The 13,587-nt window shown below is 43.4% G+C and carries 8 protein-coding genes; 1 reads left to right on the forward strand and 7 read right to left on the reverse strand.

Annotation, left to right across the window (positions count from 1 at the left end; genetic code table 11):
- Window positions 1-86: 86 nt before the first annotated feature.
- Entirely contained in the window at window positions 87-3,362 is a 3,276-nt protein-coding gene (locus K429_RS0125825) for a TonB-dependent receptor domain-containing protein (protein ID WP_029328628.1), read from the reverse strand.
- 219 nt (window positions 3,363-3,581) lie between these two features.
- Here K429_RS0125825 and K429_RS0125830 point away from each other — a divergent pair, with 219 nt between their 5' ends.
- On the forward strand, window positions 3,582-5,114 hold the full coding sequence (locus K429_RS0125830; protein ID WP_022210065.1) for a carbon-nitrogen hydrolase family protein: 1,533 nt from the start codon (window positions 3,582-3,584) through the stop codon (window positions 5,112-5,114).
- 26 nt (window positions 5,115-5,140) lie between these two features.
- On the opposite strand, the gene K429_RS0125835 is transcribed toward K429_RS0125830, so the two are convergent.
- From K429_RS0125835 to K429_RS0125860, 6 genes are all read right to left on the reverse strand, one after another.
- The gene (locus tag K429_RS0125835; RefSeq protein WP_029328630.1) at window positions 5,141-5,842 is read right to left on the reverse strand and encodes an SIMPL domain-containing protein; all 702 of its coding nucleotides are present in this window, start codon (window positions 5,840-5,842) and stop codon (window positions 5,141-5,143) included.
- 95 nt (window positions 5,843-5,937) lie between these two features.
- A complete protein-coding gene (locus tag K429_RS0125840; RefSeq protein WP_029328631.1) occupies window positions 5,938-7,200 on the reverse strand; it encodes a TolC family protein in 1,263 nt (420 codons plus the stop codon).
- Window positions 7,187-10,279, reverse strand: a complete 3,093-nt coding sequence (locus tag K429_RS0125845) for an efflux RND transporter permease subunit (protein WP_029328633.1) — start codon at window positions 10,277-10,279, stop codon at window positions 7,187-7,189. The genes K429_RS0125840 and K429_RS0125845 overlap by 14 nt, the downstream gene beginning before the upstream one ends.
- Window positions 10,280-10,297: 18 nt before the next feature.
- Window positions 10,298-11,404 carry an efflux RND transporter periplasmic adaptor subunit gene (locus K429_RS0125850; protein ID WP_029328634.1) on the reverse strand — a complete coding sequence of 369 codons (1,107 nt, stop codon included), beginning with the start codon at window positions 11,402-11,404 and terminating at the stop codon, window positions 10,298-10,300.
- Between the two features lie 588 nt (window positions 11,405-11,992).
- On the reverse strand, window positions 11,993-12,844 hold the full coding sequence (locus tag K429_RS0125855; protein WP_029328635.1) for an ATP-binding protein: 852 nt from the start codon (window positions 12,842-12,844) through the stop codon (window positions 11,993-11,995).
- 73 nt (window positions 12,845-12,917) lie between these two features.
- Window positions 12,918-13,487 carry a Crp/Fnr family transcriptional regulator gene (locus K429_RS0125860; protein ID WP_007218466.1) on the reverse strand — a complete coding sequence of 190 codons (570 nt, stop codon included), beginning with the start codon at window positions 13,485-13,487 and terminating at the stop codon, window positions 12,918-12,920.
- Between the last annotated feature and the right edge of the window lie 100 nt (window positions 13,488-13,587).

The raw sequence follows: 13,587 nt of genomic DNA on the forward strand, positions 1-13,587 counted from the left end.
CAAAAGTTTTATGTCTAACTTTTGGGGTGCAGTTCACATTTTGACACAACCTCTTTCTTTTTTTGATAAATATACGTTCTGAAGCTTTAATTGAATACGTATCGCAGACCGATCTGAAGCTTCCAGCATTCGCTGTAATTCAGGTTTCGGGTGAAGCTTCCGGTAGGATAATTACCATCACTGTCTTTGTACATCGAGAAAATAGGAGTGTTGCTCTCATCCTTACCCTTATAGGTCAGAATCCGTCCACCATTAGCGCCGGACATGTTTTTCGTTACACCCCATTTACTGTTCAGCAAGTTACCTATATTCAGGATATCCAGGCTGAGTTGCAGCGTATTCTTAGTTTTGCCAATCTTCACGAAGAAGTCGCGACTCCAACGGAAATCAAAGCGGTGTACCCAAGGAGCACGTGCCGAATAAGCTTCGGCATATTCGCCTTTATGCTTCTTCAGATAAGGGTCTTGATTCACAAACTTCCAGAAAGCATCTGCATCTTCGGCACTCGTGAACTTGATTTCATCTTTAGTCTTCGGAATATAAATAAGATCATTGGTTACACCATCGCCATTCATATCATTAGAGTACATAAAACTATAACCACTGGATGAATATCCGCTATAAAAGAGACTGAAGTTTGAAGATGTCTTCTTATTCAAATGTACGCGCCAGTTGATGGAAGCAACTACACGGTTGGGAGTGACATATTGTGAACGCATGAGTCCCGAGCTGTTCGGTCCGTTGATGGATGGAACATTTGTCCAGGCAGAGTTAGCGTCCGAACCGGGCATACCACTGATTTCCTTTGACTCGGTATGAGTATAGGCTGCCATAATGTTCACATTCTTGGCGGGTTCTGCCATTACGGTGATGTTGCCTGTCCATCCCCAACCTTTGGAAGTGTTGGTCAATACGTTTGCATTACTGATATTCGTGTGTTGCAGGAAGTTTTCAGGATAAATGTAACGATCATCCGGTCCGTTAAAACGTGACCATGTATCTTTATCCGGAGCCTGCACATTGTAATTGTATTGGCGTACTGCATTGATATCTTTAGAGAACATTCCTTCCAGTGTAACCGTCAGCGGGAAAGATACAGGCAGCTGGTAATCCAAAGCTAATGAGGTTTTCCAGACTTGCGGCATCTTGAAGTCCGGATCTATACCCACTACGGAGCTTGGCAACACACCTTCTTCTGGACTGATAGAGGTAGGAAGTCCTAATGTGGAAATCATCTGGTTTACGTCTGTTATCATATTACCTTTCAGTAATTCCAGGCGGGGATCGCGACTGGTTACAACGCCATCCTTATATCTGGTTGTAATACTTACCAGATTTTGAATCATACCCGAGTTGGTAGGCATATTGGTAAAGAACACCAGAGGAATACGTCCGGTGAAGAAGCCTGATCCACCACGTACTTTTAAAGTCTTATCATTGAACACATCCCAGGTGAAACCCACACGCGGAGAAAATTGCAGTTTGCTATCGGGCCATGCCCCCGTATCAATATGCATACCGTTGAAGTCCAGATCGTAGATAGCCTGATTGCGCATAATATCATTCAGGAAACTGAGATTATCCATACGTATACCGGCGGTCAATTTAAAGTTATCGCGTATGTTCCATTCATCTTGCAGATAAACACCCAACTGGCCGAATTTCACGTCCGCAGAAGGTTTTGTATTACCATTGTACCCGTAAGCCAAGGCAAATGACTCAGGTGCAGCTCCATTCTTGAAATCCTCGAAGCTGGAATAGCGATAATATCCGGTTCCGTTACGCATATACGAGTTCCCGGCTTTCTGACGTTCGTAGCTGATACCTGCCGTCAGTTTATGAGCTCCCAGATAATAGGTGAAGTTATCCACAATAGTCATAACCGTATTTTTCACCAGATTGTTATAGGTAAACAACTCGTAACCGGCAGTCATGTAAGGCTCTAATATCTGATTACCGTTTTCGTAGTATCCGGCCATAATATCAATGAAAGGGAAGGGGCTGGAGTTCGTACCGCGTTCATCCTTCATGTCACTGTATGTAAACAACAGTTGATTGGAAATATTGGAAGAGAAACGGCTGTTCAATTCGGCGGTAGCCGAGTTCACAATGTTCTGCAACGAATAGCAAGAGTTTGCATAGGACATGGAATATGCCGAAACACGGTTGTATGCCAAACGATACCCGGTATTTCCCGAACTTCCATTGGGTGCTTCCCAGGTTTTGTTATTGGTAAAGTTATAGCGTACACTCAACTTATTTCCCTGATTGATATTCCAGTCAATACGTCCCAGCAACTTCAGGTTGGTGACATCGGCTGGGAAATCTGTGAACGAACCAGTATTGTATCCGTATTTGTCTTTCAGAATCTGTGAAAATTCCGCCAGATCAGCTTCCGTAGTTCGTGAAATCGTAGAATTATTCGGAGTTTCTCCTTCTTTTGCCGCACGCCATGTAATCACTTGCTGCGGACTCTTCTCATACTCTACATTTGCAAAGAAGAACAGCTTGTCTTTAATGATAGGACCGCCAAATGTAGCACCGTAAACAGTCTTGGACTCTTCGGCACGCACACCGAAATCAGTATCACCAATTTTGTTACCGCGCATCACTTCATTGTTGAAGTACATATAAGCGCTACCTCTGTAAGCGTTTGTACCCGATTTCGTAATGGCATTGATGCCTGCACCGATAAAGTTTGCCTGACGCACGTCGTACGGGGCAATCACAACCTGTACTTCATCAATGGCATCCAGTGAAATTGGATTTCCACCGCCTGGCAAACCGGACGACAGACCGAAGTTGTTATTCAGGTTCGCACCGTCTACCGTGAACGTATTGGAGCGTCCGTCACGGCCTCCAAAACTGTTTCCTGACGCATATGGAGAGATGCGGGTAAAGTCGCTGATACTGCGGTTAATGCTGGGCAATGTGGTGAGTTGTTCAGAAGAAATATTGGTAGTAGCTCCCGTCTTTTCAGCACTGAACTTTGACTTACTGGCCGTAATAGTGATTTCTCCCAATAATTCCGAAGCTTCGTGCAGGGTTACATTCAATGAATAAGTTTCACCCAGTTGCAACTGGATGCCTGTATAGATTGCCGTTTGATAACCTATGTAAGATACCGTCACCTTGTAAGGACCACCGGAGCGCATACCTTGCAGACTGAAACGTCCGTCTACATTGGTAACAGTACCGTAACTGGTTCCGGAAGGTTCGTGTACGGCTACAACCGTAGCGCCGATGACAGATTCTTCGTCAGCCATCACTTTACCACTCATTCCGGCAGTAGTTACCTGTGCCTTGAGCATTCCTGTAAGGGAAAGCAAAAGCACAAACAGGAATAACATCTTTTTAGCCATGATTTTAAAAAAATTAAATAAGAAATAAACAGAAAGTTGTAGAAAACGATGCAAAAGTATAAAAAAAGCAAAATACTCTTATCCCTAAAGTGTTAAATCCTCATTTCTTTTTTATTGCAAAATCAGTCTCTCACAAAAATATGCATTCCGGGAGACAATGTATAAGTTTAAACCGTACCTTTGCAGCGGATTTAACTTTTGGTATAAAAAAGAGACATTATGGACTCATTGAAAATCAACAAAGTACAGTTGCGTAATTTACAGATAGAAGACTACGAGCAACTGGCGCAATCATTCACCCGTGTATATACGGATGGCAGCGATGTGTTTTGGACACACAAACAAATTGAAAAACTCATCCGAATTTTCCCCGAAGGACAGATTGTAACCGTGGTAGACGAAAAGATTGTCGGCTGCGCACTTTCCATCATTGTGAATTACGATGATGTGAAGAACGATCATACTTATGCACAGGTGACGGGTAAAGAAACCTTCAATACCCATAATCCTAAAGGCAATATATTATATGGTATTGAAGTCTTTATTCATCCCCAATACCGTGGACTTCGCCTGGCACGCCGTATGTACGAATACCGCAAGGAGCTTTGCGAAACTCTGAATCTGAAAGCTATTATGTTCGGTGGGCGTATTCCCAACTATTATAAATACTCGGATCAACTCCGCCCGAAAGAGTATATAGATAAGGTAAAGCAGAAAGAAATTTTCGACCCCGTATTGACCTTTCAGCTTTCCAATGATTTCCACGTACGCAAGGTGATGCGCAATTACCTGCCTAATGATGAAGAGTCCAAGCATTATGCTTGTCTGTTGCAATGGGATAACATTTACTATCAGGAACCTACGGAAGAATATATTGCACCGAAAACCACCGTGCGCGTAGGATTGGTGCAGTGGCAGATGCGTAGTTATCAAACGCTGGATGACCTGTTTGAACAGGTAGAATTCTTTGTGGATGCCGTATCCGATTATAAGAGTGACTTCATTCTTTTCCCCGAATACTTCAATGCCCCGCTGATGGCAAAATTCAATAATGAAGGGGAGTCACAGGCCATTCGCGGACTGGCGGCTTATACTGAGGAGATCAGAGAACGATTTGTAAAGTTGGCTATCAGTTACAATATCAATATCATTACGGGTAGCATGCCGCTTATTAAAGAAGATGGACTTTTGTATAATGTCGGTTTCCTTTGTCGTCGCGATGGTAGTTTTGAGATGTATGAGAAGTTGCACGTCACACCCGATGAAATAAAAAGCTGGGGATTAAGTGGCGGAAAGGCTTTGCAGACATTCGATACGGACTGTGCTAAGATCGGCGTGCTGATTTGCTATGATGTGGAATTTCCGGAATTATCCCGTATTATGGCAGACCAAGGTATGCAGATTTTATTCGTTCCTTTCCTGACGGATACGCAAAATGCTTACTCACGTGTAAAGGTATGCGCCCATGCCCGTGCCATCGAAAATGAATGTTTCGTTGTCATTGCCGGTAGTGTAGGTAATCTTCCGCGCGTGCACAATATGGATATTCAGTATGCACAGTCAGGTGTATTTACTCCCTGCGACTTTGCATTCCCGACGGATGGCAAGCGTGCAGAAGCCACACCGAATACAGAAATGATACTGGTATCCGATGTGGATCTGGATTTATTGAATGAATTGCATACTTACGGCAGTGTGCGCAATCTGAAAGACAGGAGGAATGACTTGTATGAGGTGAGGATGAAGAAATAGAGTCTTTCGTTGCTTTCCGTACGATTCTACTTTATCTCGAACCTCACCAGCATCGAATAATTCAGTTTTATCGTACGGAAAGCATCGTAAGCTTCTGCCTGTGATGAACTTACATTGCTCTGGGCTGCAAAATACCGGGAATAACCTGCACTTTCCTGCGGTTCGACAATGCGAATGACACCTCCTAGGCGTTTACCTAATGCTTCCACCAAATATTCAGCTTTCTTTTGTGCGGCTTTCAGTGCCTCTATTTTGCCTTGTTGCCGATAGACCTGCATATCCTTGTTTTTCAGTTCTCCGATACGCATGTAGTTGACACCTTTCGTGTCGATAACCTTTAGAATCTCATCTATCTGACTAAAATCGGTCAATGTGATATCAAACCGTTTGGATACCAGGAATTCAAGTCCGCGTTCACGCCAATAGTCACCTACTTCTTGTGTACGGATGGCGTCTTCCGGAATCCCGATCTTTCGCAAGGCAGCTCTCAAATTTCGCTCTATTCCGGTCAGTGGTACTTTGGTCCGATAATTCTCCGGTTTGGACTTTCCGTCAAATTCCTCTTCCCAATATTCTTTAATCTCGATAAGATAATGAATCTCGTCGGGCACAAGGGTTATTTCCGAAGTTCCGGTAACCTCAATAAACTTCGCATTATCACTGTCTTGACCGAATGCAGTGCTGCACACCAATAGAAATACGGCAAATAATAAAAATCTAGTTTTCATAATAGTATGTTCTTTAGAGAATTATATTTGCAATGATACAAAAAATGAGGATATTGTAAAAGTTTACATACCCTCATTTTTATATTATCAACAATTTATCCCTTTATATCCCAAATTCCGCAGCTGCGTTCCAGCTCGACGAGTGCCGCATTATAATTAAACAGCGTTTCTATATATTGCGCCTGAACTTCATCATACGTCCGTTGTGCATTCAGTATTTCCAGCAGAGAAACTTCGCCCCGGTTATAACTGTATATTTTCCCTTCAAGCACATCCTGCGCCTGTTTCAGAATTCCGCCTTCGTAATGTTTCACTTGAAGTGCCTGCGATTGGAATTGCTGATAAGCTCCCATAACTTCCCGTTGTACCTGCAAGCACATTTGCTCATATTGCAATTCTGCCTGGCGAGCACGGAAACGGGCAGCATTGACCGCACCTCTGTTCAGAGAAGAGAAGTTTAAAGGAATCGCAATCCCCGCACTGACTCCATTGAATGCCGGGGCAGGTGCTTCTTCATTGCGTACACGCTTGTTATGACTCCATCCTAATGAAAACTCCACATCAGGACGCTTTTCACGCTTAGCCAGAATCAGTTCACGGCGTGCAACCTCCGTATTCTTCAAAGCTGCCAGTAAATCAGAACGATGTTCTATAACTCCCTCAATCAATCCGTTCAGCACAAATACCTGTGCCGGCTTTTTCAGTTCTTCCACCGGATGAAACAGCGTATCTGTAACTGTGGTTCCGACAAAGAGGGACAGTTGCAGATATGCCTGCTTTAAGTCCGTCTCAGCTTGCAGCACCTCGTTATACATGATGTCTGCTTCCAACTTGCTTTGTATCGCTTCCACTTCCATGATCTTGCCGGATGCCAGACGAATACTATCGGATTTCGCCAGGTCGTACATATTGCTCCATGCACTTCTCTTGATGTCACAGAGTTGTTTTTGCTTCATTACTTCCAGATAAGCAATGGTGGCGTCCGCCTGTAAATTCCGGAAATAATCATCCAGCACAATCTCCGCCAGTTCATTTTGGCTGCGTGCCAACTTGATGCCGGCCGTACGTCTTCCTAAAGTTACGTTCTGCGAAAGTTCCAGTTCATAGCTTTGCCCCATTTGCAAAGTATGATCTTCATTGTTGGAATAAGTAAAAGAGAGCGACGGATCATCAAATACCTTGGCAGCTATCACATCTGCATGTGCGGCGCTGACATTCATCTTCTCCGCTGCATATTCCAGATTGTCGGCACTTACTTTATGCATATACTGCTTATAAGTAATCGGTTCTACAGTCTGTGCCTGCACTGAACAGGCACAAACAATAAGGGTAAACAACGCAATATTATATCTTTTCATTTTCATCCTTTTTATCTTCCTTTTTTTCCATCATATAATATAAAGTGGGGAGAATATACAGTGTCACCACAGTAGCAAACAGCAATCCGTATACAATAACCGTTGCCAGCGGACGCTGTACATCGGAACCAATTCCCGTACTCAGGGATGCCGGAAGCAAACCCAGCACAGCAACGGTAGCTGTCATCAGAATGGGACGGAAACGATGACGCACACCGGTAACTACGGCATCGCGCAAGTCGCGCCCCCGTTCGCGCAAATTATTGATATGAGAAATCATAATCACTCCATTCTGAATAGCTACACCAATCAACGCAATGAAGCCTACGGCAGAAGATACATTCAGTGTCATTCCCCGTACATTCAGTGCAAGCATACCTCCGAAGAGTGCCAACGGAATGATACACATCAATAAAGCCGCCTGCCGGAATTTGCCGAGGGCGGCAAACAATAGCAGTAACATAATGCCCAATGCCAACGGAACTACCACGCCCAAACGATTGTATGCACGATGCTGGTTTTCAAACTGTCCCGCCCATTTCAGATGAAAATCTTCGTGATTGTATTTCACCTGGTCATCAATCATCCTGTTCGCTTTCTGCAAGAAAGAAGTCAGGTCGATACCACGCAGGTTGACACGGATTGTAAGGTGGCGCTTATTCATCTCGCGTGAAATGGTACTTGCCCCTGTGGTCAGTTTGATTTCCGCAACCTGACTCAATGGTATCTTGGCGCCTGTGCCCGAAGTCAGCATCAGGTTTCCGATGCGTTCCGGTGTATTGCGCGTCTCTTCGCTGAAACGGCAGATGACGTCATACGACTTGCTACCTACAAAGATTTGTGAAATGGCCTTGCCGCCAATGGCGAGTTCTATCAGATCGGCCACGTCCGAGACATTCAATCCGTATTGGGCAATACGGTCACGGTCTGCTATAATCTGAAGTTGGGGAAGGGGAGGTTCCTGATCTACGGCAACATCCGTCGCGCCCGGTATCTGCTTGATGACATTGACAACCTTATCGGCAATATGACGCGTTTCCGTGATATCTTCCCCGTATATCTTCAGTGCAAGATCACTGTGCGCACCTGCTATCTGGTCCATCACCATGTCAATAATCGGCTGGGAGAAACCTACCGAATATCCCGGCATGGTCATGAGCGTATCATTCATCGCTTCAATCAGCTTGGCTTTATTGCGTCCTGTAGTCCAGCTATCGTAAGGTTTCAATCCTACACCGCACTCGATGTGCGAAAGGGAAAAGGCTTCTGCACCTTCATCGTCACGTCCCACCTGTGTCATTACGTACGACACTTCCGGAAACTGCCCCAACTTATTTCTTAATTCAGCTCCCATCTCTTTGGAACGCTCGATAGAGATACCCGGAGGCAATTGTACCTGAATCCAGATAGCCCCTTCGTCTAAGGGAGGAAGGAAATCTTTTCCCACTGTATAGCTCAAAACACCTGCTAAAACCAGGATTCCTGCCAATACTCCCAATACGGCTTTCGGGCAGTCAATTACACGAACCACTTGTGCGTGATACAGCATCTGCAATTTTTCCAACCAACGGTTATGATATACTTTCCGAGGCTTACGGTAAGCCATATATGCCAGTCCCGGAATTAGAAACAATGCTACACACAGAGCACCTATCAGTGCATATCCCACTGTATATGCCATCGGTGTAAACAATTTCTTCTCGATATGTTCGAAGGCAAATAAGGGCAAATAAGCGGTTATAATAATAAGGATAGAGAAGAAGATAGGGCGGGCGACTTCCGTTGTACGTCGTAAGATGGAATCTTCTTCCAATACTTCATCGGGATGCCGTTCACGCTTCTTCAGAATCGTTTCCATCATCACGATAGAGCCGTCTACCAGGATACCGAAGTCAATAGCTCCCAATGAAAGCAGGTTGGCAGGTATATCCGTCACGTGCATCAGGATAAAAGCTATCAGTAGCGATAGGGGAATAGTGACGGCAACGAGCAATGCACCCCGCCAGCTTCCTAAAAAGAGAATCAGTACCACTATCACCAGGATCATACCCATAAACAGTGTATGCGAAACTGTGTGTAAGGTCATATCCACCAGGTTTGTGCGATCCATAAAAGGATGGATGTGTGTACCCTTGGGCAGTACTTCGTTATTCAGTTCGTCAATAGCGGCATGTACTCCTTCGAGCACTTGCGAGGGATTCTGACCGCGCAACATTTGCACGATGCCTTCTACGCCGTCAGAGAAATTACGTTTGCCATCATAAAAGCCCAGTACACCCTTGCGCTCCAGGCTGCCATATTTCAGTTTTCCGATATCATCCAGATACACAGGTACTCCATTATCCGTTTTGATAACGATACGTCCTAAATCTTTCAAATCCTTCACCAGACCGATACCGCGAATCACGTAACTCAGATCACCCCGGCTCAACATACTTCCTCCGGCGTTCACATTGTTCATTTCAACTTTTTCGGTCACGTCAGAAAGGGAAATATCGTACTCTTCCATCTTACGTGGATTCAGCTCGATCTGATACTGGGTAGTGATGCCGCCGTAGTTGCTTACATCGGCTACGCCTGTCACTTGCTTCAACCGAGGGATAATCACCCATTTATGCAAATCGGTGATCTCACGCAGGTCCAGATTATCGCTTTCAATGACGTAGCGGAATATCTCTCCGGTGGGCGAGGTCAGGGGATTCAGCCCCGGTACGGCACCATAAGGTAATTCTACATCTACCAAGCGCTCCTGCACACGCTGGCGTGCCCAGTAGTCATCAATTCCGTCATCAAACACCAGTACCACGGTGCTCAGTCCGAAAGTGTTTTTGCTTCGCATCACGTTCAGTCCCGGCAGACCGTTTACGGCCCGTTCAATGGGAATCGTGATTTGCTGTTCTATCTCTTCGGCAGCCAGTCCCGGCACTTGTGTCACAATCTGTACGGTGGTATCCGCAATATCCGGATAAGCATCTATTGCCAGTCTTGTCCATGAATAGTAACCCACCACGGCAATGAAGGCAAATAATACGAACATCAGTCCTCGACGATGTATCGCCAGAAAAATCAACTTCTTCATACTATGTAACCCCGGTGTTTAGTTGGCGTTCAGCAGATAGAAAGCACCGTCTGAAACATACTTTTCTCCGGATTGCAGGCCGGAAGTAATGACACTCTTGTCGCCATCCGTAGCAGAAGTTTCCACTTTCCGTTTCAGGAATTTATTGTTGCCCGAAGAGACCAGTACATACGCCTGTTCTTCTTCCTGCAAAATGGCGGAAGTCGGGATCAGAATGCTTTCAGCAGGTTCGTCAGTCAGTTTTACTGTGGCATACATGGCAGGCTTCATCAGTCGCTCTTTATTATCGCATGCCACTAATACTTCTACCGAACGCGTATCTTCATCCAGCATTTCGTTGATATGATAGATTGTACCGCTGAAGGTCTGATTTGATTGCGATACCAGGGATATTTCCACCTTTTTCAGTGAAGAGAGCAGGGACATATCTTTTTCTTTCACATTGGCAGCTACCCATACTTCATTCAGATCGGCTACCACGGCCACCGGATCGGCATCGTCTTTCATGAATTGCCCGATTACAATGTTATTCTTCACTATTTCACCGGAAATGGGTGAACGGACAATCATAGGCTGACCCAGTACTAACTGATCCGGTTCTATCTGGAATACTTTCAGCGCAGCCAACGCATTTTCATAATCTTTCTTTTTCAATTCATAGTTCACTTCGGCTTCTTCCACTTCTTTTTGCGCACTTACTTTGTGTGCATACAAGTCCTGTTCGCGGCGCAGATTCTTGGAAGCCAGTTCCATTTCCTGCTTTGCCTGGTAGTAGACTTTTCCGGTTTCAAAAAAGTCGGGCGAACTGATTTCAAACAGAGGACTGCCTTTATCCACTTTTTGTCCCAGACGGATAAAGGAGCGCGTCACCCGTCCTGCAAACGGAGAGGCTATTTCTGCATAATGATTGGGGATGGCTTTCACGATGCCCGAAACTGTGAATGTTGTTTCATGCAATTCTTTCTGAACTTCGCTTATTTTCAGTTTCTTGGCGATGGGGGATTCCGAAGATACCACAATAGTATCTCCTGAGACAGAAAATTCCTGGTTTTCCTGTTCTTTTTGCTGACCGGTACAGGCATAGCACATCATGCCGGTCAGGCACAATAAATATATGTATTTCATTTCTTTGTCGTTATGATAAGAACTCGTTTTTCTTCATGTATTTTGGGAATAACAGATTAAGGTTTCGCATATGCTCTGCCTTTCAGGCTACATACGAAACTTAAATAACAAAATCTGTTCTCAGCATACATGACAGGGTGGAGAACGTAAATGGAAAGACCGGGCCGTGCGAACAATCCGGTTTGCTCCATGCAACAAGAAGATGAAACTTAGGAAAAATAAAATAAAGGGAACTATCGGTAACTCATGCGAACTGTCCAGGCATAATAAATTAAACCAGGAAACGGTTTCCCACTGTGCCTCCGTGTGCGAATGGTGCATACCCGGAAGGTAGGGGTGGGAGTGAGTTACGAGAAAATTATCGACTATATGTGTATGGACAAAGGCTGTGTTTCCTACGTAGTAATAAACAAATACTACTATCAGTACATACTTTACAATGTTGGAAAGTAACCTTTTCACATGCAATGTTTTTGCTTTGGCGACAAAGGTAGTGCATATTTCAGACACTATCCAAAGGGAGGAGGATTTATTTTAGAAAATCTTGCCTTACAATTTATGGCTTACTTATTCTTTAATCTCCTTTAATCATAATGTATTGTGCAAAGCCCTTATACCGATAGGGAAATATCCAAAGCACATTAATAATGTTCCAATAGTGCTTATTAACTCTATGTCAGGGTTGTTCAGGAGCAATAAGCCTGCAATCATCAATATACCCTGCCATCTTTTTATGCATTTTTCTTTTATTAATCCTATACCTTGAATGATTGCACCGATAGGTAATAGGGGAAGTAGATAGCAGACTTTCAACAATCCTGCCTTATCAACAATGACTTGCAAAAACGGACTGATTTTGATAAAGTCTGCTTCCGGAAGCGTATCAAATGCCGACAAAACCAGGCATAGAGCTCCTTTATCTACAGCTAAAATAAATGCCCCGAACACTCCAATGATACAACCCCAAAATCCCCAAACCTTTCCAGAAAATTGTAGGTTATTCATGATACCTATCATTGAAACCATTATAAAAGGAACTGAGAACATGACGATTAAATGTCCGATGTGATAATAAGAATTATAATGAAAACGTTCCACTAAATCTTGTGCAGTAAATATCATCTTCATTTGTTCCAAATGTGGGTGCATCAAGAAACCTGCTAATAACATCATGGGGAAAAGTATGAGCGAGAATGCCAGTCCTTTTCTTTTCACTTGTTCGCTGAAAGGCTTTTTACTCAAAGATATACCTTCTATTTCAAGGGCTTTTCTTCTACAAACTTTGATGCAGGCACCACACGAGTCGCATTGTGTGATATTCCAGATTCTTATATCTGCTTTTTTACTCTCTTGGGATAATACATTTTTCAAGCAGGCTTTTACACACTTGCCACATTTAGAACACAGATCGTTATCAATTTGTATTTTCTTTGTCTCCATATTATTATTGTTTTAGTAATATGAGACAAAACTAAGCAGAAGAAAAAATAAAAGTCTTGATTGAGGTCAAGACTTATTCCAATAGAATTCTTTTACGTATGCGACTCAATGTTTCGGGCGTTACCATTATATACGAAGCCAATTCTTTAAGAGTTATTAGGTTGGGCAAGTCTGGACATCTTTGCAAGAGTTCTTTATATCGTTCTTCCGGAGTAGCTCTATACGCTGAAATAATATTATTCCATGCAACATATAGTAGCTCTTCGGCTAAGATTCTGCCTTGTTGTTGTGCTTCCATATTTGAGCTATAGAATTCGTTTACATCAGAATGGGATAACAAATAAACAGCGCTGTCTGTCACAGCTTGTATATCCAGCAGGGCATATTCTTTCTTTTGGAATGCAGAATAATTTCCTAATGGTTCATTAGAGAAATTGTAGGCAACCACATGTTCATTGCCATTATTGTCAATACAAGTATATCTAAAAGTTCCGTCTAAAATAAAACCTATATAGGAATGTTTGTCTCCCTTATTCAGGAAATATTCATTCTTCTTGTAGCGACGTATTCTACCTTTCTCTATAAATATTTTTTTGAAGACAGAGAAATCAAGACGCTCCATATACTCATTAAATTGTCCCATTATTATAAAGTTTTATGCAAAAGTAGAAAGATAATATCTAATGAAGAAATATTTTAGTTTGATAGTTTTTGGCAAGGAAACCACTATGTAAAAATAGTTC

Source organism: Bacteroides sp. 14(A) (assembly GCF_000526555.1).
Taxonomy (GTDB): Bacteria; Bacteroidota; Bacteroidia; order Bacteroidales; family Bacteroidaceae; genus Bacteroides; species Bacteroides cellulosilyticus.

What these genes read in the sequence shown, in the direction of transcription:
- K429_RS0125825 (WP_029328628.1), bottom strand. Translation starts at nt 3,362, where the DNA reads ATGGCTAAAAAGATGTTATTCCTGTTTGTGCTTTTGCTTTCCCTTACA.
- K429_RS0125830 (WP_022210065.1), top strand. Translation starts at nt 3,582, where the DNA reads ATGGACTCATTGAAAATCAACAAAGTACAGTTGCGTAATTTACAGATA.
- K429_RS0125835 (WP_029328630.1), bottom strand. Translation starts at nt 5,842, where the DNA reads ATGAAAACTAGATTTTTATTATTTGCCGTATTTCTATTGGTGTGCAGC.
- K429_RS0125840 (WP_029328631.1), bottom strand. Translation starts at nt 7,200, where the DNA reads ATGAAAAGATATAATATTGCGTTGTTTACCCTTATTGTTTGTGCCTGT.
- K429_RS0125845 (WP_029328633.1), bottom strand. Translation starts at nt 10,279, where the DNA reads ATGAAGAAGTTGATTTTTCTGGCGATACATCGTCGAGGACTGATGTTC.
- K429_RS0125850 (WP_029328634.1), bottom strand. Translation starts at nt 11,404, where the DNA reads ATGAAATACATATATTTATTGTGCCTGACCGGCATGATGTGCTATGCC.
- K429_RS0125855 (WP_029328635.1), bottom strand. Translation starts at nt 12,844, where the DNA reads ATGGAGACAAAGAAAATACAAATTGATAACGATCTGTGTTCTAAATGT.
- K429_RS0125860 (WP_007218466.1), bottom strand. Translation starts at nt 13,487, where the DNA reads ATGGGACAATTTAATGAGTATATGGAGCGTCTTGATTTCTCTGTCTTC.